A 25,033-nucleotide genomic window follows, 5' to 3' on the forward strand; every position below is an offset into this window, starting at 1 on the left:
TTATGTTAAAGATAGATATTCACACGCATATATTACCGAAGACCTGGCCTAATTTACGTGAAAAATACGGTTACGGGGGGTTTGTCAGTTTAGATCATCATAAATGTGGCTGTGCCCGAATGATGGTTGATGAAAAGTTTTTTCGTGAAATAGACCATAATTGTTGGGACCCTAAAGTTCGACTTGACGACTGTAAAAAGCACCATGTAGACGTACAAGTACTTTCAACGGTTCCTGTGATGTTTAACTACTGGGCAAAACCGAAAGATACTCTAGATTTATCGATGTATTTGAATGATCACATTGCCGGCATTGTTAACGACCACCCTAAGCGTTTTGTAGGGTTAGGTACTTTACCTATGCAATCGCCAGACCTTGCAATAAAAGAACTTGAACGTTGCATGAAAATTGGTTTGTCGGGCATTCAAATTGGTTCTCATATTAATGAATGGAATTTAGACCAAAAAGAGTTATTCCCTATTTTTGAAGCCGCACAAGACTTAGGTGCAGCAGTTTTTGTTCACCCATGGGACATGATGGCGAAAGAAAAAATGCCTAAGTATTGGTTGCCATGGCTCGTTGGTATGCCTGCAGAGTCAAGCTTAGCGATATGCTCGATGATCTTTGGCGGCGTACTACAACGTTTACCTAAACTAAAAATAGCCTTTGCTCATGGTGGTGGTTCATTTCCATCAACTATTGGTCGTATTGAACACGGGTTTAATGTTCGTCCTGATTTATGTGCGGTTGACTGCCCAATTAACCCACGAGATTTTCTTCCTCAAATTTATCTAGATTCATTAGTACATGATGAATTAGCACTGAAATATTTAGTCGATTTGATGGGGCCAGACAATATTGCCTTGGGTACTGATTACCCATTTCCATTGGGTGAATTAGAACCTGGAAAGCTTATCGAGAATAGTCAGTTTTCTGATGATATTAAAGAAAAGTTACTGCATGGTTCAGCGCTTAAATGGTTAGGATTATCAAAAGAGCAATTTTTATGAGTATCGCGAACACGAAAGTTAACGTTAAAAATAGCACGATAAAAATAACCATAGAACTTCAAAATGCTAGTTATCAAGTCAATATAGCAAACTCATGGTCATTGGCTATTCCTGTTAACTTTAATCAACCAACGCAACAGCCTAATCACTTTTCTGCAAATGCGGCTCTAGCCAGTCCAATGCAAGCGGGGGATTTTGTTGGTGATACGAAACAAGGTGGCAGTTGCAATGTAAATGAATTGACGATTAATCCGCATTGTAACGGTACTCACACAGAATCTATCGCACATATTTGTGATTTTTCAATGAACAGTCATGCTGTCAATAATGGTATCAACAATGAAACGCAGGCAAAGACATTAGCAGAGCTTAACTTACCCGCGTTAATGCCCTGCGCTGTAATATCATTAACACCTGAATTAGCTATAGAAAGTAAGGAGAATTACAGCCCTGACTTTTCTATACATGATGTCATCATCAGTAAATCTGCACTTAAGAAAGCACTTGTTGATTATCACAATGAGCAATTACAAGCGTTGGTTATTCGAAGTTTGCCAAATAACAGTAGCAAAAAAAATCAAGCTTATAACAGTGAGAATCAACCTGCTTTTTTCAGCCGTGAAGCCATTTTATATTTGAATGAACGCGGTGTTGAACACCTAATAGTAGATCTGCCATCAATTGACCGCTTACATGATGAGGGATTAATGACTTGTCACCATTTATTTTGGCAAGTTAATGAAGGTAGTAAGCAAGTAAACGAAAATAGCTTAGTGAATAAGACGATTACCGAAATAGCGTTTATTGATAATGAGATCCCTGATGACTTTTATTTTATCAATATTCAAACACCTGCTTTTCATAATGATGCAGCACCAAGTCGCCCAGTCCTATTTTCAACAAAAGAATTTAATGCTAAAGAAATGAGTAAATAACTTATGCCTATTCCCAATAAAACAATAAAAAATAATAAAACGACATTAGCATACGCCCAAACACTAGATCTTAATGATCCGTTAGCGAAAATACGCGACCAGTTTGCCATTCCTAAACAAGCCAATGGTGACGATGAATATTACTTCACAGGAAATTCCCTTGGTTTACAACCCAAACTTGCTCGAGAATATGTTATTGAGTTACTTGACTCTTGGGGACAACGAGGCGTAAAAGGTCATTTTGAAGGTGACTTCCCTTGGATGCCCTATCACGAACTTTTAACCGAGCAATCAGCATTATTAGTGGGGGGTAAAAATGAAGAAGTGGTGATGATGAATTCATTAACCACAAACTTACATTTAATGATGGTGAGTTTTTATCAACCCCAAGGTAAACGTACTAAAATACTGATTGAAGATCATGCGTTCCCTTCTGATCATTACGCCGTAGAATCTCAACTAAAACATCACAAACAAGATGTTGATAAGAATATGCTGCTGTGGACGCCAAGAGCAGGCGAAGAATTATTAAACACTGATGATTTATATCAAATTATTGAACAACAAGGCGATGAAATAGCCCTGATATTATTGCCTGGTGTGCAGTACTACACTGGCCAAGTGCTGGATATGAAAACCATCACCGAAAAAGCGCACGCGAAAGGTATCATGGTGGGTTTTGATTTAGCCCACGCCGTTGGCAACATCGAAATGGAACTGCATAACTGGCAAGTCGACTTTGCATGTTGGTGCAGTTACAAATATTTAAACAGTGGTGCAGGCTCTGTTGCTGGTTGTTTTGTTCATGAAACCCATAGCACTAATTCAAACAGTGAAACGCAAGTGAACCGCTTTGCGGGTTGGTGGGGACACGACAAGTCAACTCGATTTAAAATGGAAAACAATTTTAAGCCTATTGCTACAGCTGAAGGCTGGCAATTATCGAACCCTCCCGTATTATCATTAGCGGCTATTCGAGGGTCACTTGATACCATAAAAATGGCAGGCGGGATCAGTGAGCTTCGTAAAAAATCAGTCAAGCTTACCCAATATATGACCGAGTTAATCGCCAGTGAACTCGGCGATAAAATTCGTATTATCACCCCCAGTAATCAAGCTGAACGCGGTTGTCAGTTATCGTTAATGATTAATGTTAAAGGCCTTGACGGTAAAGCTATGTTTAACGCGTTAGAAGAAAATGGCGTAACCACAGATTGGCGTGAACCCAATGTTATTCGAGTGGCTCCCGTCCCTCTTTACAATCAGTTCCAAGATATTTATCACTTTGTCCGACTTTTAAAGGAGTGTTTACAATGAGCGTAAATGTTATATCTAAACCTGCCAATGAAACTAACATCACGGTAGCTGGAGCTGGCCCTATTGGCGCACTGCTTGCAATAATACTCGCTCGAAAAGGCTATAATATTAATTTATTTGAATCTCGCCCAGATTCTCGCCAGCATGATATATACCAAGGAAAATCGATTAACATTGCCCTCTCAGACCGTGGTTGGTTAGCGCTTGAAGCGGTTGGTATTGCTGAACAAGTGCGTAAAGAAGCGCTCCCTATGAAAAAACGTGTCATGCATGGGGTTGATGGAACGATAACAGAGCAAGCTTATGGAAAAGACGACCAAGCTATTTGGTCGGTATCGCGCGCGGGCATTAATGAACAATTACTTAATTTGGCAGAAAAAGAAGCAAACGTAGCGTTGCACTTTGAAAAAAGACTTACCCATGTTGACTTTACTACGGGTTGTTCATCTTTCAGCTTTGATGTGGCACAAAGTAAAGGTCATATTGAAATTGACGCTGATTATATTTTTGGCGCCGACGGTGCTTTTTCAAAAGTACGCCGTCTTGCCCAAGAAACGCCACGCTTTAGCTATAGCCAATCTTTCATGCCTCAGTCTTATATCGAATTAACGATCCCTGCAAACGAAAACGAAACAGGCGATGCGCGTTTTAAGATGGAAAAAGAAGCCCTGCATATTTGGCCAAGAAAAGATTTTATGCTGATCGCTCTGCCCAACCCTGATGGTTCGTTCACTTGTACATTGTTTATGAATTATGAAAGTAAACATGACGGAGCACATTCATTTTTCAACTTAACAAAAAGAAGTCAAGTAGTTAAGTTTTTCAACGAAAATTTTGCCGATGCAATGCCCATACTAGCAGACCCCATCGATGACTTTATGTCCAAGAAAGCTAGCCCACTCTTTTTAGTTAAAGTGGACCCTTGGGTGATCAATAACAAAGTCGCATTAATTGGAGATGCTGCTCATGCAATGGTGCCTTATTACGGTCAAGGCATGAACTGTGGCTTTGAAGATTGCCGAGAGCTTGGTGAAATTATTGATCAATATAAAGGTCAATGGTGCGATATTTTTCCTGCTTATCAAAAACAGCGAAAAATAAATGCTGATGCTATTACTGAATTAGCTCAGCGTAATTTTGTTGAAATGAGTGAGCTCTCTGGTGACAGTAATTTTCTTTTGCAGAAAAAAATTGAAGCTAAATTTCATCAACTTCAACCTGAACTTTGGGTGCCACTTTATTCTATGGTGACCTTTTGCCCACACTTGCCTTATTCGCAAGCATTAGCAATCGGCGATCAGCAAAAATTAATTATGGCGAAAATAATGCAAATACCTGATATAGAAAGCTGTTGGCAAGACGATTTTGTTTACGAAAAACTGCTACAACTCGTTCAAGAAAACACTAAAAACAAGGATAATCTTGATGTCTAATTCTGGCTGTCCTTTTAATGGTGATGCAAACAAACGTGAAGTAGAAGAAGATATTCATACCGACTTTAACGATGATATGTCCTATGGTAATTACTTGCAGCTTGATAAAGTATTATCGGCTCAGCAACCGTTATCGAAAGAGCATGATGAGATGTTGTTTATTGTTATTCATCAGAGCAGCGAACTCTGGCTTAAACTTGCTGGCCATGAATTAACAAAAGCCATGGAGTGTTTACGCGCAGATGATTTTGGTCCCGCCTTTAAAGTTATCGCGCGGGTAAAACAAATATTCATTCAGTTGACTCAGTCATGGAATATTTTATCGACGCTTACCCCCGTTGATTACTTAAAGTTTCGTGATGACTTAGGACGATCCTCTGGGTTTCAGTCACTCGGATATCGAAAACTTGAATTTCTCTTAGGCAATAAAAACAGTGATATGCTTAACGTCCATAAAAGTGATAATCAAGCCTATCAAGAGTTAGCATTATTACTCAATAGCCCCAGCTTATACGACGAAGTGATTGCCGCATTAGTAAAAGCAGGTTTTAACATTGATGACTGTGTGCTTAATCGCGATGTTAGCCAAGCTTATCAGAGTAATCAGAGTGTGGTAAAAGCATGGCTAATGGTCTATCAGCAACCCGAGAAATTTTTTGAACTATATGAGCTAGCAGAAAAGCTTGTCGACATCGAAGACTCTTTTCAACAATGGCGCTTTAAACACATGTATACCGTGCAACGGATCATTGGGTATAAGACGGGAACCGGTGGTTCTTCTGGGGTAGGTTTTTTGAAGAAAGCACTAGATGTTAGCTTTTTTCCTGAGTTGTTTGAAGTTAGAACACATTTATAACGTTTCTCATATTGTCATTTCAAGTCAACAGCTTACGAATTATGTTGTTGATTGATTTGGGATATTTACAATAAAGCACTCAACAATGTTGAGTGCTTTTTTTTTAATCAGATTAATTTTTTACTGAGTTTATCTCTAAGCTTTTATTACCTTCTTTATCACGGTTTTTACGTGCTTTGTCAGCTTTCAATTTCATCTGCTGCTTCTGCAAATTAGAAATATCTTTTGGCATCGGCTTACGAGGCATACGTTCGTCAGCCATGGCCGCCTTATATAAAAAACCAGCAAGAATAACAGAAGCTTGTTTTAGATCAGCCTCTACGACATGGTCAATCGAATCAATATGGGTATGATGCAAACGAGAGCCATAATCTAACTTGTCTTGAATAAATTGAAAACCGGGTAACCCTACATCATCAAAAGACTCGTGATCAGTGCCACCGGTACTTTGATTGGTAATAGTACCGGTACTTAAATCCGAATAAGGGCTGAACCAGTTACCGAATATTGATTTAGCAGCAACATTACCTTCAGTATAAATACCTCTGAAACGTCCACTACCATTATCCATATTAAAGTATACCGAAAACTTATCATGATCAGCTTTCGTTTCAATCGGCCAACCTTGATCTTTCCATAAATAACTGGGTAATGCTTGCTCATTCTTATCAGTAGGTTTAGGACGGGTCGCAAAGTGTTCATCAACATAAGCTGCCGAACCAAATAACCCTTGTTCTTCGCCCGACCATAAACCAATACGTATGGTACGTTTAGGTTTAAAGTTTAATGCTTGTAAAATACGAACAGCTTCCATTGAAACCGCCACACCCGCACCGTTATCAACAGCACCATCACTGGCATGCCACGAGTCTAAGTGGCCACCGACCATAACTATTTCAGGGTTTTTATCACTCCCTGGAATTTCTGCAATGGTATTATAAGCATTTCGGTCGTTATCATGAAAACGCGCATCGATATTGAGCGATAATTTAGGTGTTTTGCCATTATCTATCATTCGAGATAATAGGTTGTAATGTTCTGCTTCTATAATAAGTGCTGGTACTGGAAAGGTTTTACCGACACGATGGTCACTACCAAAAACGTTAATTAAGCCACCTTGACGCCAGCTACGATATATAACACCAGCAACTTGCTCTTCTTTTAAGAAATTACTGAGCGTGGCTTGAAAATTATAACGCTGCATTGCGCCACCTCTTCGGTCAGCAGTTACCCATGGAGAGTGACTTGGCGCTCGCATTACATCAAACTCTGTCAATGTAGAAAGCTCTCCGGAGTCATAGCGTTGAAAGACACTGTTCTCAGGCGCTTCAATATTTTTACCCGCGCCCATCATAATGATCTTACCTTTTAGCTTACCTTTATATTGTGCTAAGTCAGTTATTGAAGCCGCATCAAAGATAACAACATCTCCTGTTACTTCTCCTTCAGTGCCCGGTGTCCAAGCAACAGGAATACCGTGTAAAGAAACTTCACGCGGACTCAATAGGTCAATGGAAGCAGAGTCATGTGACCAGCCTCGCCCAAACTCAAAAGGGTCTAAATAAGCATTTTTTAATCCCCACCCCTTTAACTTCTCTAAAGTCCAATTATTAGCTTTCTTCATCTGAGGAGAGCCAGATAAACGAGGGCCTATTTCATCGGTTAATTGCTCTAATGTGTGCATGACTTCAGAATTATAAAAACCTTCTGCCCTTATTTTATTCGCCATATCTAAGTCATCACTTGCATAAGCAGTCGATAAAGAAAGGCATAATAAAGATAATACGAATTTTTTCATTATTGTTTCCTAATTATTATATTTTTTGTCATGATTAATTTAGTACAAAAAATAATAATTAAAAAGACAGATAAGACGAACTCCATCGAATAAGAGACCGTTGGTATTAAGTGAGAAGCAGCAGGTAATAATAAGGTTAAGTAGCAGTGCAGTCTTTATATTCACCTTACATTAACCATTTTAATTTAAAGCATTAACAAAACGTCTGCTTAGCTTAATTTTGCAAAAAATAACATAACAACTTCCTATAAAGTAAACTATGTTAAAACGTATAAAAATAGATATTTTCTATTTAGAAATGTGTAAATTTCGGCTACCCTAACTGGTATCAAAATAACAATAAAATTTAGTTTACCTAAAAAACATCGCACTCTTGGAGAATATTAATGAATTTGTTCAAAAATTCCACTTTGGCTACAGCGGTTAAACTCGCTGTTTTAACATCAACGGTCGGTTTTTCTGCAGCTACTTTAGCTGAAGAAAACGCCGAAGAAAAAGTAGTTGGTTTAGAAATTATTGAAGTAACCGCGCGTAAAAGAGTAGAAAATGTTCAAGAAGTTCCTGTAGCTATTAGTGCGCTCCAAGGTGAAAAACTGAATGTGTTAAGTTCTGCTGCTATGGACATTCGTTTTTTAAATGCCCGCGTGCCGAGTCTTTCTGTTGAATCTTCTTTTGGTCGTACTTTTCCACGTTTTTATATGCGTGGTTTAGGTAATTCTGATTTTGATTTAAATGCATCACAGCCAGTTTCTTTAGTTGTTGATGAAGTTGTGCAAGAAAACCCAATTTTGAAAGGTTTCCCAGTATTTGATGTTGGCCGCGTAGAAGTATTACGTGGTCCACAAGGGACACTATTTGGTCGTAACACCCCTGCCGGTTTAATTAAATTTGAATCAGTAAAACCATCACAAGATTTTGATGGTTTTGGCTCACTTTCATACGGCAGTAATAACACTACCGATATGCGTGCGGCTGTTGGTGGGGGGTTAACTGATAAATTATCTGCTCGTGTTTCATTACTTAATCAAACCAGAGATGACTACATAGATAACCAAGCACCCGGTTTTGAACAAAAAGAAGTTTTAGGTGGCTACAATGACAAAGCGGCTCGTATTCAATTTCTTTATGAAGATGACGCTTTCACAGCATTATTTAATTACCACATGCGCGACTTGGATGGCAAGCCGGTTGCTTTCTATGCAAATGCGTTTAAACCTGCAAGTAACGAATTAGTCAGTAACTTTGAAAGAGATACTGTTTACCATGACTCGGCATCAAGAGCGACACAACAAGTTGAAACCGAAGGCGGCAGTTTAAAGTTGGAATTTGAATTAGGTGAATTTACCCTAACGTCAATTTCAGGCTATGAAAGCGCTGAGCTTTATTCTCGTGCCGATGTTGATGGTGGTTATGGCGCAGTTTATGCTGAGCCTTCAGGACCAGGTATTATCGCACTTGATTCAGAAACAGCCGATGCTATTCCAGATCACGAGCAACTAACACAAGAAATTCGCTTATCAAGCAACTTTGATGGCCAATTTAATTACCAAGTGGGCGCATTTTATTTTAATGAAGATTTAACCATTGAAAGCTTTGCCTTCGATCCTTTATTTAGCAGTGGCGCACAAACGGGTTACGTTATTCAAGAGCAAGAAACGACTGCATGGGCTGTTTTTGGTTCGTTTGATTATGACTATAACGACAAAACCTCAGTAACCTTTGGCTTACGTTATTCTGATGATGACAAAGACTATAGCAACCAAAGAACGAAGTCTCCATTGGCATGGTTAGGTTTTCCTGATGTCGTATCAGGTGAAGTAAATCCAAGCGATTCACATGTTAGCTGGGATATCAGTGTTACGCATAAATATACCGATGACATAAACTTATATGCACGTATTGCCGACACGTTTAGAGCGCCAAGTATTCAAGGGCGTTCGTTATTCGCCTTTGGAAATGGTATTTCTGTTGCCGACTCAGAAACTATTTTATCTTTAGAAACCGGTATCAAATCTGATATTTTAGACGGCTTTGGTCGTATTAATGCTTCGGTATTTTATTTTACCATGGATGATCAACAGCTAACTTCTGTTGGTGGTGGTGGCAATACGGCGAGTTTACTTAACGCTGAAGAAACGACCGGTTACGGTTTTGAAATCGACTCAGAGTTTATGCTAACCGATAATTTTTGGCTAACGGCGAGTGTTAGTTATAATAATACCGAAATCAATGACAGTGACTTAGCTGTTGCTGCTTGTAAATTATGTACTATTACAGATAATTTCTACACTGATGAGATGGGCAATAGATTTGCCGAAGTAGACGGTAATAGTTTACCACATGCACCAGAGTGGATTTTTAACTTTACCTTGCGTTATTCTCGTGAAATTGCAGACGGTGAATTCTATGCCTACACGGATTGGTCTTACCGAGATGACATTAGTTTCTTTTTATATGAATCAAAAGAATTTAATGGAAAATCATTATTTGAAGGTGGCGCACGTACAGGTTATACCTGGGACGGTGATGATAAAGAGTATGAAGTTGCCTTATTTGTTCGTAACATAACTGATGAACAAATCGCTATTGGCGCTGTAGACTTTAGTAACAATACCGCTATTGTTAATGAAGAGCGCTTTTTTGGTGCAGAATTTAAAGTTAATTTCTATTAAGCTAAACGGCTAATTTTAATGATAAAAGGCGACTATAATTAGTCGCCTTTTTTATTTTTAATGCCTATATACGAGACTCATAGCCCTGAATTCTTGGTATTTAATAAGTGAGTTTAAAGAGTAATTCAGCCAAATCGGGTTGCCACTGAAAATCTGTTAACTTAACGCGATTACCTATAACAACCACTTGCTCCTCTTGAAGCAGTGCGCTTTGTTTGGCGAAAAGTTCACTTTCAACAGCAAATGATATTTTCCCTTGAGAGTTAATAACTCTGTGCCAAGGAACACTTTTTTCTTTCCAGCCATCATCAGGGATTTTACCTAACGCTTTCCCGACTAACCTGGCTTTACCGGGCAAGCCAGCAAGATCAGCAACCTGTCCATAGCAAGCGACCTTGCCATAAGGTATTAACTGCACTGTTTGCCAGATACGAGGGTAATTAACGTTTACCGGGCGCTTATTATTTTTTAACATCGTGGCGACTCATCTAATGAAACGGCTTAATTACGGTTGTAAAACACAGTGAATATTATCTTAACATCTTGCCAACAGACGATAACACGCTACTTAGCAACTTTTACTAAAATAAGAAAATTTACTGAACATTGAACAACTTGTCATTAATTTATCATCCACCCCAGCCAAATAGACAAATTTTAGCCTATTGAAGTCGATGTTTTTTGTGTATAATCGCGCGCTATTGACTTACCAGCTTAAATGCACAACCAAGGAATCAGCTTATCCTACAAGCAAATAATATTACCCAACAATTCGGCGCAAAACCTCTTTTTGAAAATATTTCACAAAAATTTGGTGGTGGTAATCGTTACGGTTTAATTGGTGCCAACGGTTGTGGTAAATCAACACTCATAAAAATCTTAGGTGGTGACCTAGAGCAGACCTCAGGCAATGTAAGCTTAGACCCTAACGAACGTTTGGGTAAATTAAGCCAGGACCAATTTGCCTTTGAGCACTTCAGTGTTATTGATACCGTTATTATGGGACATACTGAATTATGGGCGGTAAAAGAAGAACGTGACCGTATTTATGCTTTACCAGAAATGAGTGAAGCCGATGGCATGAAAGTAGGCGATTTAGAATCAGAATATGCTGAGATGGACGGTTACAGTGCCGAAGCACGTGCCGGCGAACTATTAATGGGCGTAGGAATTGCTGTTAACCAACATTATGGTTTAATGAGCGAAATAGCCCCAGGTTTTAAACTGCGTATATTGTTAGCACAAGCGCTATTCTCAGATCCTGATATTTTATTACTTGATGAGCCAACCAACAACCTGGATATTCATACTATTCAATGGCTTGAAGAAACCTTGAATGCCCGTGATTCAACCATGATCATCATTTCGCATGATAGACATTTTTTAAACAGTGTTTGTACCCACATGGCCGATTTAGATTACGGAGAACTTAGAGTTTTCTCAGGTAACTATGACGAATACATGCTGGCAGCAACACAAGCACGAGCTAACTTACTTGCTGACAATGCTAAGAAAAAAGCGCAAATAGGTGAGCTACAAGCTTTCGTTGCTCGTTTTTCTGCTAATGCTTCAAAAGCTAAACAAGCGACTTCTCGTGCAAAACGTATCGACAAGATCCAACTAGAAGAAGTTAAACCTTCAAGCCGTACCAACCCCTTTATTCGCTTTGAGCAAGAGAAAAAATTATTTCGTAATGCCTTAGTGATAGAAAAATTAAACAAGAAATTTAATGATGCTCATGTACTAAAAGATATTTCTCTTTTGGCTGAAGTCGGTGAACGTATTGCGGTGATCGGCGAAAACGGCATAGGTAAAACCACCTTTTTACGCACTTTATTAAATGAAGTCGGCTACGAAGCAACTTCTGGTGATTTTACTTGGTCTGAAAATTCAAATATTGGTTATTACGCACAAGACCATGAGTTTGAATTTGAGCATGACATGACCTTGTTTGACTGGATGAGCCAATGGCGTCAGCCTACCGACGACGAACAAGCCGTTCGTGGTTATTTGGGGCGTTTATTATTTTCAGCTGACGATATTCTAAAATCAGTTAAAATATTATCAGGGGGCGAAAAAGGCAGAATGCTTTTTGGTAAACTGATGATGCAACTGCCTAATATTCTTGTGATGGACGAACCGACCAACCATATGGATATGGAGTCTATTGAGTCACTTAATATGGCATTAGAGAACTACGAAGGTACCTTAGTGTTTGTTAGCCATGACCGTGAGTTTGTTTCGAGTTTAGCTACGCGTATTATTGAATTAACCAAAGATGGTTACATCGATTTTGCTGGTACTTATGATGAGTACTTAGCAAGCCAAGCATAAATCCCACCCGTTCTATCAATAGATAAAACACCCCTTATTTAGGTGTTTTATCTATTATTTTCACTGCCCTATTTTATATTTTAAGGAAATCCTTTTGCTCAGTTATCGTCATGCTTTTCACGCAGGAAACTTCGCTGATGTTTTAAAACATTCGGTTTTAACGCTCGTACTAGAATATATGGTGCGTAAAGATAAAGGCTTTACCTATATCGATAGCCACTCGGGTGCTGGCATGTATTCACTAAAAGATGAATACGCTCAAAAAACAGCTGAATACAAAGGTGGTATCGCCAAAATTATTGCCGCCTTAACTGATGAGAATTTTCCTGAAGCATTAACACCCTATGTTGAGCTAATTCAGCGCTTAAACACTGAAAATAGTGAGCTAGAAATTTATCCTGGCTCGCCTGGTGTTGCTAAGCAACTGATGCGCCGCCAAGACAGTACTCATCTCTTTGAGTTACACCCTACCGATATTCAACATTTAACAGAATTCTGCACACGCTGGAAAAAATCACATGTAAAACAGTCTGATGGTTATCAAGGTGTCTTGGGGTTAGTACCGCCACCAAGTCGCCGGGGTGTCGTGCTTATCGATCCACCCTATGAGTTAAAAGAAGATTACGCTAAAGCGGTTAAGACTATCGTAAAAGCCTATAAAAAATTCAATTCCGGGACTTATATTCTTTGGTATCCTCTGGTTACCCGTGAGCGTATTCATGCTATGGAAAAAGACTTTACCCGTAGTGAAGTGAAAAATTTATTACAAGTTGAATTTTGTTTACAAGCCGACAGTGATGAATATGGTATGACAGGTACCGGCTTATTTATTGTTAATCCTCCTTGGCAGTTAAAAAAGCAGCTCGAAGAGATACTTCCTTTTATGAAGGCAACCTTAGGACAGGCTGAGACTAGCTTTACATTAGCGCAGCTTATTGCTGAATAATTAGCCTTAAGCTAAAATATATGGCGCAGCTAAATTAAGCAGCGCCACTTAGCAAGCTTATCAGCCTTTTATGATCAGTTGATAATTAACAAGCAATAAGATAACTAAAGTTTTGTCGCTACTGCCCTACCTTACAAAGTGCGATATCTATTTGCATTTGAAAATGTACTAACATCATTAAATCTAACACCATTTTCTTTCATCACCTTATGTGCGGTACTTGCTAACATTTGACGCAAATAAAACGGTTGTTGCACAACAAAGTGATGAATGGCATGTGTACCAGCAAAGTTAAAGGTAAAGAGGTTAAGTGGCCAAATAACCAAACCTTTAAAGACTTGCGTTTGCTGCAGTACATTATTAACGCCACCATAGTAGTGCAAATAAGAAGTCACTAAATTTAAACAGGCTGAGCGTAAAAAGTTAGGCGCAATAATAATCACCATCAACAGATTGCTCAACGCTGAAAAGGTTTGTAACCATGGCGGATAGATAAAATCGCTGGCAATAAAAAAATCTACACTGTGAAACAATATAAAGCCGTAACCGAAGATATAATAAAGTATCGTCAATGGGAATCCGCCATTAAAAACACTCAAAAAATTAAAGGCTTTCACTTCTCTATTCAAGTGCTTTCTTTGTAAAATTAGCCCGAATAAACCATCAAACATCACGATATAGCGAACAAGTATATTAGCAATACCATTGCCGACCAATCGTTCTTCTAAATCTTGTTTTGTGCCTGAGGTTTTATGGTGCAGTAAATGAATTTTGCGACGATACCAAGGGTTGATAGTACTTGGGCGCATTAACCAAACAGTGGCCATCATAAGATTATGTATAATAGGTTGCTGACGAAAGTAAAGTTTATGAATTAAGTCATGCTCTAACTCATGAGAGATAGAGGCAAAAATTGCCGCTAACATGATACAAACCCAGGCAGGAATAAAGGCATAGTAATATAATAAGCCACTGGTGATCATGCCAGTAAGTGACAGTAAAAGAATGAGTAAACCAATACTGTCTTGCTTAGCTAAAAACACATATTTTTTGCGTAAGCGCTGTTCTTCGGCTTTAACACCTTGAACAATATTTTTAATTTTTTCAGCGTCTGTTGTTGAACTCATCCTAAGCATTCACTAATTTTTACTCGAAAGGTGATAACTATCGGCATCATTAATCATATTAATTTCTTTCATCACTTCATTGATATCGTGAGACATTGAATATTTTTTTGAAAAGGCAAGAAAAGAAGAGTCAACTTGATCAGACAACGAGAACCCTTCGACTTGTCCATTAACCGCCATATTATCGATGGTTGTATTTGCTATGGCACTATCGGCCACCAATAAATCAACGCGACCGTAAATAAGCATATTAAAGGCATCTTCTAGGCGAGTCGCTTCAACAAACGTTATAGAGGCATCTTTAAAGGCTTTTTCTAAGTGGCTATCAACATTGGTTGAACGAACTTTGACAAGTATTTTACTTTTATCAATTAATGGAATGCCTTGATAAACAAAATTATCATCTGCTCTTTTGAATATTTCAGAGCCATAAAAATTAATCAAAGGACTTTTAGGAAAGCTCAAAAACAAGCTGCGTTCTGGTGTATAAACCGTCGGCATTAATGCATCAAACATTCCCTGCTCAACCGCTTTTAATGCTCTTGCCCAAGGCATGATGGTAACTGATATTTTAAATTTTCCACTGGCATTGAGTTTATTCATCGTCTCAATTAACAAGCCCTTGTTTTCACCCTTTTCATTGCTATAAATAAAAGGGCGAATTTCAGGGGCTGCAATACTCAACGTGATAACTTGCTGCTGTTTGCCATGCTGAGCTTGTGCGTTTAAACAAAGTAAAAAACTACAAATAAAAAAGAAAAATTTCATTTTATTAATACCTTATACTCGAGACGGTTAATCGATTTCAGAATCGCTGTCTATTTCACTAACGGGCGTTACCGTCTTTTTACGCAACACAGGTAACTCACCAACATCTTGAGCAACAAAGACTCTTTTAATGACTTTTTTAGGCTGAGATCTTTGCGGCTTTTCGTTAGTTTTTGTTGAAGATTTTGACTTAGCAGCCACTTTTGGCTTTTTAGGTTTTATGCCCTTGAATGTAGCTTTTAAGCTATCAACAACATCAAAGTTAAAGGTTTGCTGTAAAAAACCTTCAACATTTTTAAAACTAATCCAGTCTTTAGGACCAACAAAGGAAATCGCATCACCGGTGCTACCCGCTCGACCTGTCCGGCCAATACGATGCACAAATTCTTCAGTGTGCTTTGGCATATCAAAGTTAAAGACGTGCGATACGTTAACTAAATCTAAACCTCGAGACGCTAAATCAGTCGTGATCAATATCTTTTGTTGTCCCTTACTAAAGCCATCCATTATTTGATTACGCTGACCTTGATTAAGCTCACCACTTAAGGCGACCGTACTTAAGCTCTGCTCACTGAGCAGCTTTGATAATCTGTCGGTATCACTTCGTGTTGCAGTGAAAATAATCACTTGTTGATAGCTTTCAGTTTTCAAAAAGTGTTCAAGCAAGTCTTGTTTATGGTCTAAGTTATCGCATAGGTAAAAGCGTTTAGTAATATCTTTATGCTCGGTATGTGCAGAGCCTATGGCAATTCGTTTTGGTTTTTTTAATAACGCTAGTGCGAACTCATTGACTTGTGCGTGATCGAGTGTTGCAGAAAACATCAGTGTTTGACGCTTACGATGATCGGCAGCGCTATTAATTTGTTTTAATTGTTTTGAAAAGCCTAAATCTAACATCCGATCGGCTTCATCAAGAATAAGGAGCTCTAAGCCCTTTAAATAGAAATGCCCTTGCGATAAATGGTCAGACAATCGACCTGGTGTCGCAACAATAAAGTGAGGGTCTTTGTGCAGTGTTTTTACTTGATCATTAAAGTTTTCACCACCCAAAATAAGCACAGCTTTAAACTGTGAACCGGTGGTAAATAAACGTAGTTGAGTAAAAACTTGTTTGGCTAATTCTCGTGTTGGCATAAGAATAAGAACACGAGGATCACGTTTAGACAAAGCCCTATTTCGAATTAAGCGTTGCATCGCAGGAATAATAAACGCTAAGGTTTTACCTGAGCCAGTTTTTGATGAGGCAATTAAATCATGCCCGGCCATAGCAGCAGGAATAGCTTGCTGCTGAATTTCTGTCGGCTCTAAAAAACCTAAATGCTCAACCGTTGACATTAAACGACTGTCTAAACCAAAATCTGTAAACTGCAAACTACACTCCAAAAAAGAACCAATAAAAACGTTGTTATTATACCCTGCTAACGACAAGAATGACGTATAGTATTTTATCAGGGTGTTAAAAAAATGAAAAACTTAAAAAAGTACCACAGACTTATTCATCTTATGGCGCTATTAAACATGTTCGTCGCGAAGCCAATCAACATAACCAACAAAAAAGTGTTGCCAAAAATCATTGGTTTGCGAAAATTCAACTAGTTGTTTACCAAAGGTTTCTAATACCTCGAGATCAAAAATACAGCTTTCATCGGGAAGGTACATGGCAGATTTTTGCTGACACTGTTGATATATCGCCGTTAAGCACTGTTCAAAACCAACCAAAGATGCACTCACTAGGGTTGCTTGCCATTGATTTTCTTCTTCAGCAATCGCGGTATAAACCGCTAAATGTTCATCGGCCAAGTCAATAAAATACGGGTCACCTAATTCGGTATCTGTGGCGATAACAAGCCATGAACTTTGCCAATTGCCGATATCGTTATCGTTATCGTTATTAACTAAACTAGCGCCTTTTTTATCAACCGCATAGCCAATCTGGGCTTTATTTAATGTCGCCATTTTAGTAATAACGCTAAAACCCTGTGGACCAAAAAAAACCTCTTTATGTTCAAAGGCTTTTAATCTATTTAATAGTTCGCTTTGGTTCATCTTTAATCTCGTCTTTTTCAATACAATAAGGCCGTTGACAGCTAACCATCAACGACCTTATATCTTGTTAACATAAAACTTTATTTAATTAGCTGTTCGCTATTCTTGCTTCAACCACTTCAATAGCGTGATCAATACGAGCAAGTACTTTATCTTTATCCAATAAAGCCAAAGTAACATCTAAAGAAGGTGAATTACCACCACCAGTCGCCGCAACACGCAATGGCATACCCACTTTGCCCATACCGACTTCAAGCTCTGTTGCCGTATCATTAATTGCCGCATGAATAAGTTCAGGTGACCATTCGCTTAATGCTGCAAGTTTAGCTTTAACCAATATAAGAGGCTCTTTAACAACAGGGCGTAAATGTTTCTTAACCGCTGATGCTTCTAGTTCGCTAAAGTCTTCGTAAAAGTAGCGAGAAATTTGTGCCATCTCTTTTAAAGTTTTTACTCGGTCGGCTTGAATTTTAACGATTTCTTCAAGTGCTGGACCATTTTCAATATTGATACCTTGCTCATTCATGTGCCAGGCTAAATGTGTTGCAACATAACTTGGCTCCATAGTTTTCATATAATGTTGGTTGACCCAAATTAATTTATCAGTATTAAAACCTGAAGCAGCACGGTTACAGTCTTTTAAATCAAACAGTTCAATCATTTCTTCACGAGAAAATATTTCTTTATCGCCATGAGACCAACCTAAGCGCACTAAGTAGTTTAATAAGGCTTCAGGTAAATAACCATCATCGCGGTATTGCATAACACCGACAGCACCATGACGTTTTGATAATCGCTTACCGTCATCACCTAAAATCATTGGGATGTGGGCATACTCTGGGAGTGTTGCCCCTAAAGCGAGTAAAATATTAATTTGTTTTGGCGTATTACTAATATGATCATCACCACGTACAACATGGGTAATTTTCATATCCCAATCATCAACAACAACCGTTAAGTTATAAGTGGGTGTGCCATCGCTACGCGCAAGAATTAAATCATCTAACTCTTCATTAGCTATCGTTATATCGCCTTTAACCATATCTTTGATAACAACTTCGCCATCAAGTGGGTTTTTAAAACGAATCACATAAGGCTTATCAGCAGGATAGTCGGTGCGGTCGCGCCACAAACCGTTATATTTTTCTTTCGCGCCAGTTTCACGAGCCTGTTCACGCATTGCTTCAACTTCTTCACTGGTGCTATAACAGCGATAAGCATTGCCAGAGGCAAGTAACTGCTCAATAACTTCTTTATAACGGTCGAAACGTTGGGTTTGGAAATACGGACCATGTGTCCATTCAAGATTCAACCAATTCATACCGTCCATAATGGCATCAACGGATGCTTGGCTTGAACGTTCTAAATCAGTGTCTTCGATACGTAAAACGAAATCACCGCCATTTTTCTTGGCATATAACCAACTATAAAGGGCAGTACGTGCCCCACCAACGTGTAAATAACCGGTCGGACTTGGCGCAAATCGAGTTGTTAAGCTCATAAAAATCTCACTATAAAGTTTAAGACTTAAAGGCTATGTTAAAAGACAAGGCTTAAAGTCTACAATTGGTACGATAAAAATTGTCGATATTTTATCAGGCATAGCTAAGGAAAACATCATTTGCTGAAAGAAACAAAGAAAAGAAAATCTCCAGCGAGGATAAAACAAGCAAGCTGTTTAATTTTACAGCAAGAAAATTAAATATATCAATAAAACTGAAAAAAAAGCAGAAAAATCTTTGTTTTATGTTGACAGCTTTTCTCATCTCCCTATAATACGCCCCACTGAAACGCAGACAGTGTTTAATTAATTAGACCGTTAACGATTCAGGAAATTTAAGATTGGGCGATTAGCTCAGTTGGGAGAGCACCGCCCTTACAAGGCGGGGGTCACTGGTTCAAGCCCAGTATCGCCCACCAATCTTAAGTCTCAAGAATAAAGTAATTATGGGCGATTAGCTCAGTTGGGAGAGCACCGCCCTTACAAGGCGGGGGTCACTGGTTCAAGCCCAGTATCGCCCACCATAATTACACCCTATAGAATTTTCTTTAGATAATCTATATGGACGATTAGCTCAGTTGGGAGAGCACCGCCCTTACAAGGCGGGGGTCACTGGTTCAAGCCCAGTATCGTCCACCATCTTTTTCCTCATTCTTACATCATCTACTTAAAAATTAAATAACTGATAATAATTTTAATTAATATATTAAATTTTAAATCATTTATCTTGAAGACTCTTTTTCATATCTTTCTCTCTGCTACTACATAGTTTAAATCAATCACAATTCCTGCTCTTTTTATTGTTGCTACTGCCTGCCAACCCACTACTATAAAACTACAATTTCAATTAGTTAAAACATTCAAAGTCAGCAAACCCCCTTTTATTTAAACCACACCCACTAATAAACTCACAGCATATTTACCTAAATACACTTAGGGTAACCCCCTATTTTCAGGCTGCCTGTTTATTGGGAAACTAGCTGTGATAGAAATAATTGCAATGATTTAACAAACGGAGTTTGGTTATCATGAGTAAATTAACTTTAAGTGCATGGCTTATAGCCTCTTTAGCATTAACAATGCCTATAAAAGCATTGGCTGAAAGTACTATTGGCGAGCAACTCGCACAAACCCTTCCTACGATGACTGGCAAAGAAACAATCCTCGCGGTAATAACCTTTCAACAAATGCAGCCACTCTCGGTTACTCAAATACAGGCGCTAGTAGCTTTAGGAATTAATAAAGGCGTTAAGTTTTCTGCACTGCCTGTAATAGGCGTGGTCGCTAATGCTGCACAAATCAAAGCGATCGCCGCGCGCGACGACGTCCGTTCAATATGGTTAAACCGAAAATTAAGCTATTTTATAGCTAATTCACGACAAAATTCCGGTGTTAATAAAATTCAAGGAACAGACTTTGTTAATATTAATGGTGATACCGATTATAGTGGTAAGGGTGTCACCATTATGGTCAATGACTCAGGGATTGATGCCACGCATCAAGATCTATTTTTTGGCGACGTAGTCATTGATAATGTCGAGGCGGCCATACAATCATCAGCTTTGGCTAAAATGAGCACAACCGAGACCTTTATCAGTCGAGGTCAATATAATACTGATGTAAACACAGACCACGGTACCCATTGTGCTGGCATTATTGCAGGCTCTGGGGCCATGTCTGATGGTAAATATAAAGGTGTCGCTCCCGACGCCAAACTAGTCGGTTACGGCTCAGGTGCTGATTTAACTATTTTAGATGCGGTTAGTGGCTATGATTATGCGATTAATCACCGCTACGATTATCAAAGTCCATTGCGTATTATCAGTAATGCTTGGGGCTCAACCGGAAACTTTGATGCGAACAGCCCAATTGGTTTAGCCTCATATAAAGCTTATACCTTGGGGATATTGTCAATATTTTCTGCCGGAAATTCAGGGGCTGGTAAAAGTAGTCATAACCCTTATGCTCAACTCCCTTGGGTAATATCAGTCGGTGCCGGTAATAGTCATGGTCACTTAGTTGATTTTTCTTCTCGTGATTTATCTTATAAAACTGGCAGCTTTACCATGCCAGATAAGCAAGAATGGACTTATAATAACCAAGTCACGGTTGTCGCCCCCGGTCACTACATGGTCTCAACCCGATCATCGAATAATGGCCTTGCTTACAGCGCAGATGATGATTTTCTTTTTGACTCCGCCTATACCCCTTTTTATAGCCGATTATCTGGTACTTCAATAGCAACATCATATACGGCGGGTGTTGCCGCTCTCATGATGGAAGCTAATCCATTATTAAGTATCGAGGAAATCAAACAATTAATAGCAAAGTCTGCAACTCAGATGCTTGGATACCAAGCGTGGGAAGTTGGTGCCGGCTATATTGATATAAGAGCCGCTGTTGCTGCAGCAAAAACACATGTTAAAGCGTATAAATAATCACTCACGACAATACTGTCGGTCTATACTGTGCAAAGACTGATGTCACCGCACTATTAAACAACGAAAGTAGTTTAGCGTCTTTAACTTTAGCCTGACATCTTATTTAATTTTTTCTCGCAGCAGTGACAAAAGAGTAGATATTAACAACAACGCCCTGGCATAAACAGGTCTCTGGGAAGATAATATTAGCCCACTCCAGCAACCAGTATTCCAATGCGATAGCTATACCGCTAATACCTAATACCTAATACCTAATAACTATTAACTGCAAATTGCAAATTGCAAATTGCCAACTATTAATTCGACTATCACTGCAAGGCAATACCTAACGAGAAAAATAGAACCAGCTCACCAACCTCTGCAGAGAACAAACAAGAGATCACTTGGAAAATTTGTCAATGATATCGCTTAACATAGCATTAGCTTATCAAAACTATACTGAAAAAAGCAGAAACTATGATTAACAGTGTGAGTGGCAAGGGTAGCTAACAGGTAAAAAAAAGGAGGCCAAATGGCCTCCTGATTAATATGCGGTACTAGTTACCGAAAGTAATTACTCAAAGTATTGACCAAAGAGCTTACTGAAAGTATTGACCAAAAAGACGACCGGCAGTTAAAGCATATTCTGCACGAGTGACTTTATAATTTCCACCAAAGCTAGCGTTCAACTGTGGCGTTAAGTCGTAAGTACCTTGAGTAACATCAAAGTGAACATTCAATAATGAAAGCTGTATGGCAAGTTGCACATAACCTTTCATATCGTCGGCAATGCTGTCTTGATCTGCTAGCACAATAGTCTGACCATTGTAGTCAACCGTAATTTCATCTTTCTCAGGATCAAACGCTTTAGCCATTGATTCTAGTCCTAGAATTTGAACTAAGCTGTAAGCTAGGTCTACTTTAGATACACGACCGTTATGTGCAAACTCACCACTTTTATTAAGCATAACTGGCTGCTGTTCACGCAAGCTATCTTTCAATGCGCCACCGTTAACCGATACCGATTCAATAAACGCTTGGTAACCACTATGTACTGAATTAAGTTCTGGCTTTGGCTCGTTGTCTAATTCACGGTATTGACGAACAGCGCCGCCCATGACTAGGTACTTAGCTAAGTCTTTACGTTTTAACTTTGCATCAGGGTTGAAATCACCGTTATTCAAGCCATCCATTAGTCTTTTGCTTACTGCATATTTTATCGCATTTTCATAACGATGAGCGGCTATATCGTTTACCCCTTCAAAGCCAATTAAGTCTTCAAAATTTATTTTAACGTCGAAATTCTCAGGAGCCATTGGACCATTAGTTAGATTAAGTGGATCTGGATTTACGCCAGACAAAGAGGTTAGTCCGTCAACTCGAACCGTCCACGTACCTGCCATTGCAGGTGCCGTAACACGCATATCAGTTCCAAGCACAGGTAAAGTTAAGTTACCAAAGTATTCAGTGCCATCGGGGTCAATTAAAACTAATTTAGCCGTATTAGCCAATGAGCTCGCAGAGCCCTTAACCCACAATGCTTCACTGTGAACCTGAAATTCAAATGAGTTTTGCAGTCCTAGTGGCTCTGTGACGCCATTGGGTGTTGACCAGATAGAACCTTCAGGGCTTTTTTCGCTAATTTCAACTAGCGTATTAGCATTGAAAACTTTACCGCGTAGGTTATTAACCGTGACACTGTGGTTCATATCATAGTTTTTGGCTGCGGCTACTGCTGCACGGGCGTTTACAAATCCAGCACCGACTTCAAAGCGCTCGTAACCTGGCATATTAGTCGCAGATTCTTGTAACAATTTTTTGATGGCCATGTTATCTAAGTCAGGATTAGCTTCTAACATTAGTGCAACAATACCAGCAACATGAGGCGTTGCCATCGACGTACCTGATATCATGGTATAGAAAGGTAAATGAGTAGGGTCCATCGCGTCTACATCAGCTTCACCACCATTTGCGCCGGCATTAGTAACTGCACGAGTAGAAATAACGTCTACACCAGGAGCTACGATAGTAATTTCATTATTGTAGGTCCATTTTGTACCATCTGGCATATCGAACTCGCCAGATTCATACTTATAACCACGTGAAGAGAAACCAGCTAGTGTGCCATCTTTTTCTCCTGCGCCAATAGACATGCCCCAAGGAATTTGTGCATAAGGGTTGTGCGTATCTTCACCTGAGCCGGAGTTACCTGCTGCAAATACAGATAATATTCCCATTTTATGGGCTTTATATGAAGCTAGAGAAACTGGGCCAGTCGGGTCGAACTTACCACTTGAACCCCATGAGTTACTCATTACGCGCAATGGATTTTCGTAACTATCACCTTTAGTAATGGCATAGTCATAAGCGCCTATAGTATCAAGAATAAGAATAACACCACCTGAGCCATAGCCTACTAGCTTAGCATCTGGCGCTGCGCCTGGGTAAAGGCCATCTGACATAGTACCATATCCAGCAATAGTGCCAGCACAATGGGTACCGTGGCCTGAATTAGTATCTGTGTTAGGTTGGTTCTTAAGTATTAGACCTTCGGTTACACCCGTTATGCTTAATAAACTTGCATGCGTTAGACCTTGCACGTTATCAATCACTTTATCGCCAAAGAATAAATCCTGATGGGTAGCATCAATACCCGAGTCGTTAACCATTACAGTTACGCCTTTACCGGTATATTCAATGTCATTTTGTGCTAAAAACGCTTCACCTTGTACCGCATCAACCCCCGTGATCTGACGAGCATCAGAATTAAAGTATTCAAGTTCACGATTTAACCATACCGAGCGCACATCGCTACGTTGAGCAATGGCTTTAATTTGATCTAAGTTAGCGACTACGCCAATAACAGGAACCGAAGCAAACTGAACAGCCTGACTAATACCTAGTCCAGAAAGATGCTCTAGTTGAGTTGTTGATACCGACTCTAATTGGTTATAAGTTACTACGGCCATAACCGTTTGAGTACCAACCATAGTCGGTAAAAACTCAGCTAACTGCTCGCCAATGGCAGCGTTAGCGAAAACTTGAGACGGCATAGTTAATGCCATGGTTGCTGCTGCTATTGCACTTAAGGTAAATTTTTTCATTATTTCACTCGTTCTAGTTATTGTTAAGGGGTGTATATAATTCACTCAAGCACTCTATCGAGTTAAGGGGGGCTGAGTAAATAGGGGGTTCCCCCTATCTACAGAACTATTAGCTAAATTAAAATCGCTAATACGATCAACTCACTGATATTTTTTTTCTAAAATGATTCACTGTATAGGTTTGCTAATTAAGCAGTTATTTATCAAATCTTAGGGGACCCCCTATTTCATCTTTTTTGCTGAATCAGTTGCTATGTAAGCTGCTGTATTGAAAGATGCTAAACAACAATTTGGTCCCGTGATGACGGTTGATAATAATGGCGACTTCCACGGAGAATCAGCGTTGACTCGTGCAGAGCTAGCTTACAATCTCGTGCAAGTTATTGGTAAAAATCAAGAGGCAGTAGACTTGAGCGAGGCGCATGAAATCACGGTTAATTACCATGGTGAATCAATCGTGATTGCTGACCAAAGTGATATTGCTGGCGATATGCGCGGTTATGTGCAAATTGCTTTGAACGAAGGTCTGTTAGGTGTTCGCTATAACCTTGAGCAAGGTCAATTTTATTTACAACCGACAATGGTTGCTACATTTAATCCAGAAGACGGTGTAACTCGAGCTAGCTATGCGATTATCGCTAATTAAATAGATAAAAATTACTTTGTCTCAGGGACAAGTTCGAACGCAGAGTAATAACAGCTAAATGTAGAGCAGAGTACGTATAACATTTACGTTCATTAAACGCCCTCCTTGTAGGGCGTTTTT

18 protein-coding genes and 3 tRNA genes are annotated in these 25,033 nt (G+C 39.2%); 13 read left to right on the forward strand and 8 right to left on the reverse strand.

Features of this window, described 5'->3' with window-relative positions; genetic code table 11:
* Positions 1–2: 2 nt before the first annotated feature.
* Genes H4J75_RS16970 through kynA form a run of 5 tightly spaced genes read left to right on the forward strand, consistent with a single transcriptional unit; the run spans position 3 to position 5,551 of the window.
* Entirely contained in the window at positions 3–1,010 is a 1,008-nt protein-coding gene (locus H4J75_RS16970) for an amidohydrolase family protein (RefSeq protein WP_070373934.1), read from the forward strand.
* Positions 1,007–1,945, forward strand: a complete 939-nt coding sequence (locus H4J75_RS16975) for a cyclase family protein (protein ID WP_182222768.1) — start codon at positions 1,007–1,009, stop codon at positions 1,943–1,945. The genes H4J75_RS16970 and H4J75_RS16975 overlap by 4 nt, the downstream gene beginning before the upstream one ends.
* A gap of 3 nt (positions 1,946–1,948) precedes the next feature.
* On the forward strand, positions 1,949–3,262 hold the full coding sequence (gene kynU / locus H4J75_RS16980; RefSeq protein ID WP_182222769.1) for a kynureninase: 1,314 nt from the start codon (positions 1,949–1,951) through the stop codon (positions 3,260–3,262).
* Positions 3,259–4,695, forward strand: a complete 1,437-nt coding sequence (locus H4J75_RS16985; protein ID WP_182222770.1) for an NAD(P)/FAD-dependent oxidoreductase — start codon at positions 3,259–3,261, stop codon at positions 4,693–4,695. The genes kynU and H4J75_RS16985 overlap by 4 nt, the downstream gene beginning before the upstream one ends.
* Positions 4,688–5,551: a tryptophan 2,3-dioxygenase gene (gene kynA / locus H4J75_RS16990; RefSeq protein ID WP_182222771.1), complete on the forward strand. Its 864-nt coding sequence runs from the start codon at positions 4,688–4,690 to the stop codon at positions 5,549–5,551. Before H4J75_RS16985 ends, kynA begins: the two co-directional genes overlap by 8 nt.
* Before the next feature lie 112 nt (positions 5,552–5,663).
* Here kynA and H4J75_RS16995 read toward each other — a convergent pair whose 3' ends face one another.
* On the reverse strand, positions 5,664–7,349 hold the full coding sequence (locus H4J75_RS16995; protein ID WP_182222772.1) for a M20/M25/M40 family metallo-hydrolase: 1,686 nt from the start codon (positions 7,347–7,349) through the stop codon (positions 5,664–5,666).
* Between the two features lie 386 nt (positions 7,350–7,735).
* Here H4J75_RS16995 and H4J75_RS17000 point away from each other — a divergent pair, with 386 nt between their 5' ends.
* Positions 7,736–10,021 carry a TonB-dependent receptor gene (locus tag H4J75_RS17000; RefSeq protein WP_182222773.1) on the forward strand — a complete coding sequence of 762 codons (2,286 nt, stop codon included), beginning with the start codon at positions 7,736–7,738 and terminating at the stop codon, positions 10,019–10,021.
* A 100-nt stretch (positions 10,022–10,121) separates the two neighbouring features.
* Here H4J75_RS17000 and H4J75_RS17005 read toward each other — a convergent pair whose 3' ends face one another.
* A complete protein-coding gene (locus H4J75_RS17005; protein ID WP_182216182.1) occupies positions 10,122–10,496 on the reverse strand; it encodes an MGMT family protein in 375 nt (124 codons plus the stop codon).
* 266 nt (positions 10,497–10,762) lie between these two features.
* On the opposite strand from H4J75_RS17005, the gene H4J75_RS17010 reads away from it, so the two are divergent.
* Both H4J75_RS17010 and H4J75_RS17015 read left to right on the forward strand, forming a co-directional pair.
* The gene (locus H4J75_RS17010) at positions 10,763–12,355 is read left to right on the forward strand and encodes an ABC-F family ATPase (RefSeq protein ID WP_070373941.1); all 1,593 of its coding nucleotides are present in this window, start codon (positions 10,763–10,765) and stop codon (positions 12,353–12,355) included.
* A gap of 94 nt (positions 12,356–12,449) precedes the next feature.
* Complete coding sequence (locus H4J75_RS17015; RefSeq protein WP_182222774.1) at positions 12,450–13,301, forward strand: 23S rRNA (adenine(2030)-N(6))-methyltransferase RlmJ; 852 nt, start codon at positions 12,450–12,452, stop codon at positions 13,299–13,301.
* A gap of 131 nt (positions 13,302–13,432) precedes the next feature.
* Here the strand turns inward: H4J75_RS17015 and H4J75_RS17020 are convergent, their stop codons facing one another.
* From H4J75_RS17020 to gltX, 5 genes are all read right to left on the reverse strand, one after another.
* On the reverse strand, positions 13,433–14,428 hold the full coding sequence (locus H4J75_RS17020; RefSeq protein ID WP_182216186.1) for a fatty acid desaturase: 996 nt from the start codon (positions 14,426–14,428) through the stop codon (positions 13,433–13,435).
* Between the two features lie 12 nt (positions 14,429–14,440).
* On the reverse strand, positions 14,441–15,196 hold the full coding sequence (locus tag H4J75_RS17025) for a transporter substrate-binding domain-containing protein (RefSeq protein ID WP_182222775.1): 756 nt from the start codon (positions 15,194–15,196) through the stop codon (positions 14,441–14,443).
* Positions 15,197–15,223: 27 nt separating this feature from the next.
* Positions 15,224–16,567 carry a DEAD/DEAH box helicase gene (locus H4J75_RS17030; RefSeq protein WP_182222776.1) on the reverse strand — a complete coding sequence of 448 codons (1,344 nt, stop codon included), beginning with the start codon at positions 16,565–16,567 and terminating at the stop codon, positions 15,224–15,226.
* Positions 16,568–16,708: 141 nt separating this feature from the next.
* The gene (locus H4J75_RS17035; RefSeq protein WP_182222777.1) at positions 16,709–17,242 is read right to left on the reverse strand and encodes a hypothetical protein; all 534 of its coding nucleotides are present in this window, start codon (positions 17,240–17,242) and stop codon (positions 16,709–16,711) included.
* Between the two features lie 88 nt (positions 17,243–17,330).
* Positions 17,331–18,743 (reverse strand): glutamate--tRNA ligase, encoded by a 1,413-nt coding sequence (gltX, locus tag H4J75_RS17040; RefSeq protein ID WP_070373947.1) that lies wholly within the window; start codon positions 18,741–18,743, stop codon positions 17,331–17,333.
* A 343-nt stretch (positions 18,744–19,086) separates the two neighbouring features.
* Between gltX and H4J75_RS17045 the strand changes: the two genes are divergently transcribed.
* From H4J75_RS17045 to H4J75_RS17060, 4 genes are all read left to right on the forward strand, one after another.
* A tRNA-Val gene (locus H4J75_RS17045) sits at positions 19,087–19,162 on the forward strand.
* Between the two features lie 29 nt (positions 19,163–19,191).
* Positions 19,192–19,267, forward strand: a tRNA-Val gene (locus tag H4J75_RS17050).
* A gap of 39 nt (positions 19,268–19,306) precedes the next feature.
* Positions 19,307–19,382: transfer RNA gene (locus H4J75_RS17055), tRNA-Val, on the forward strand.
* Between the two features lie 389 nt (positions 19,383–19,771).
* Positions 19,772–21,181 carry a S8 family serine peptidase gene (locus tag H4J75_RS17060; RefSeq protein ID WP_182222778.1) on the forward strand — a complete coding sequence of 470 codons (1,410 nt, stop codon included), beginning with the start codon at positions 19,772–19,774 and terminating at the stop codon, positions 21,179–21,181.
* A gap of 581 nt (positions 21,182–21,762) precedes the next feature.
* Here the strand turns inward: H4J75_RS17060 and H4J75_RS17065 are convergent.
* Positions 21,763–24,267 carry a S8 family serine peptidase gene (locus H4J75_RS17065; RefSeq protein ID WP_182222779.1) on the reverse strand — a complete coding sequence of 835 codons (2,505 nt, stop codon included), beginning with the start codon at positions 24,265–24,267 and terminating at the stop codon, positions 21,763–21,765.
* Positions 24,268–24,535: 268 nt separating this feature from the next.
* Here H4J75_RS17065 and H4J75_RS17070 point away from each other — a divergent pair, with 268 nt between their 5' ends.
* Positions 24,536–24,913 (forward strand): hypothetical protein, encoded by a 378-nt coding sequence (locus H4J75_RS17070; protein WP_182222780.1) that lies wholly within the window; start codon positions 24,536–24,538, stop codon positions 24,911–24,913.
* Positions 24,914–25,033: the final 120 nt, after the last annotated feature.

The organism is Colwellia sp. BRX10-1, from assembly GCF_014077545.1.
Classification (GTDB): Bacteria; Pseudomonadota; Gammaproteobacteria; order Enterobacterales; family Alteromonadaceae; genus Colwellia_A.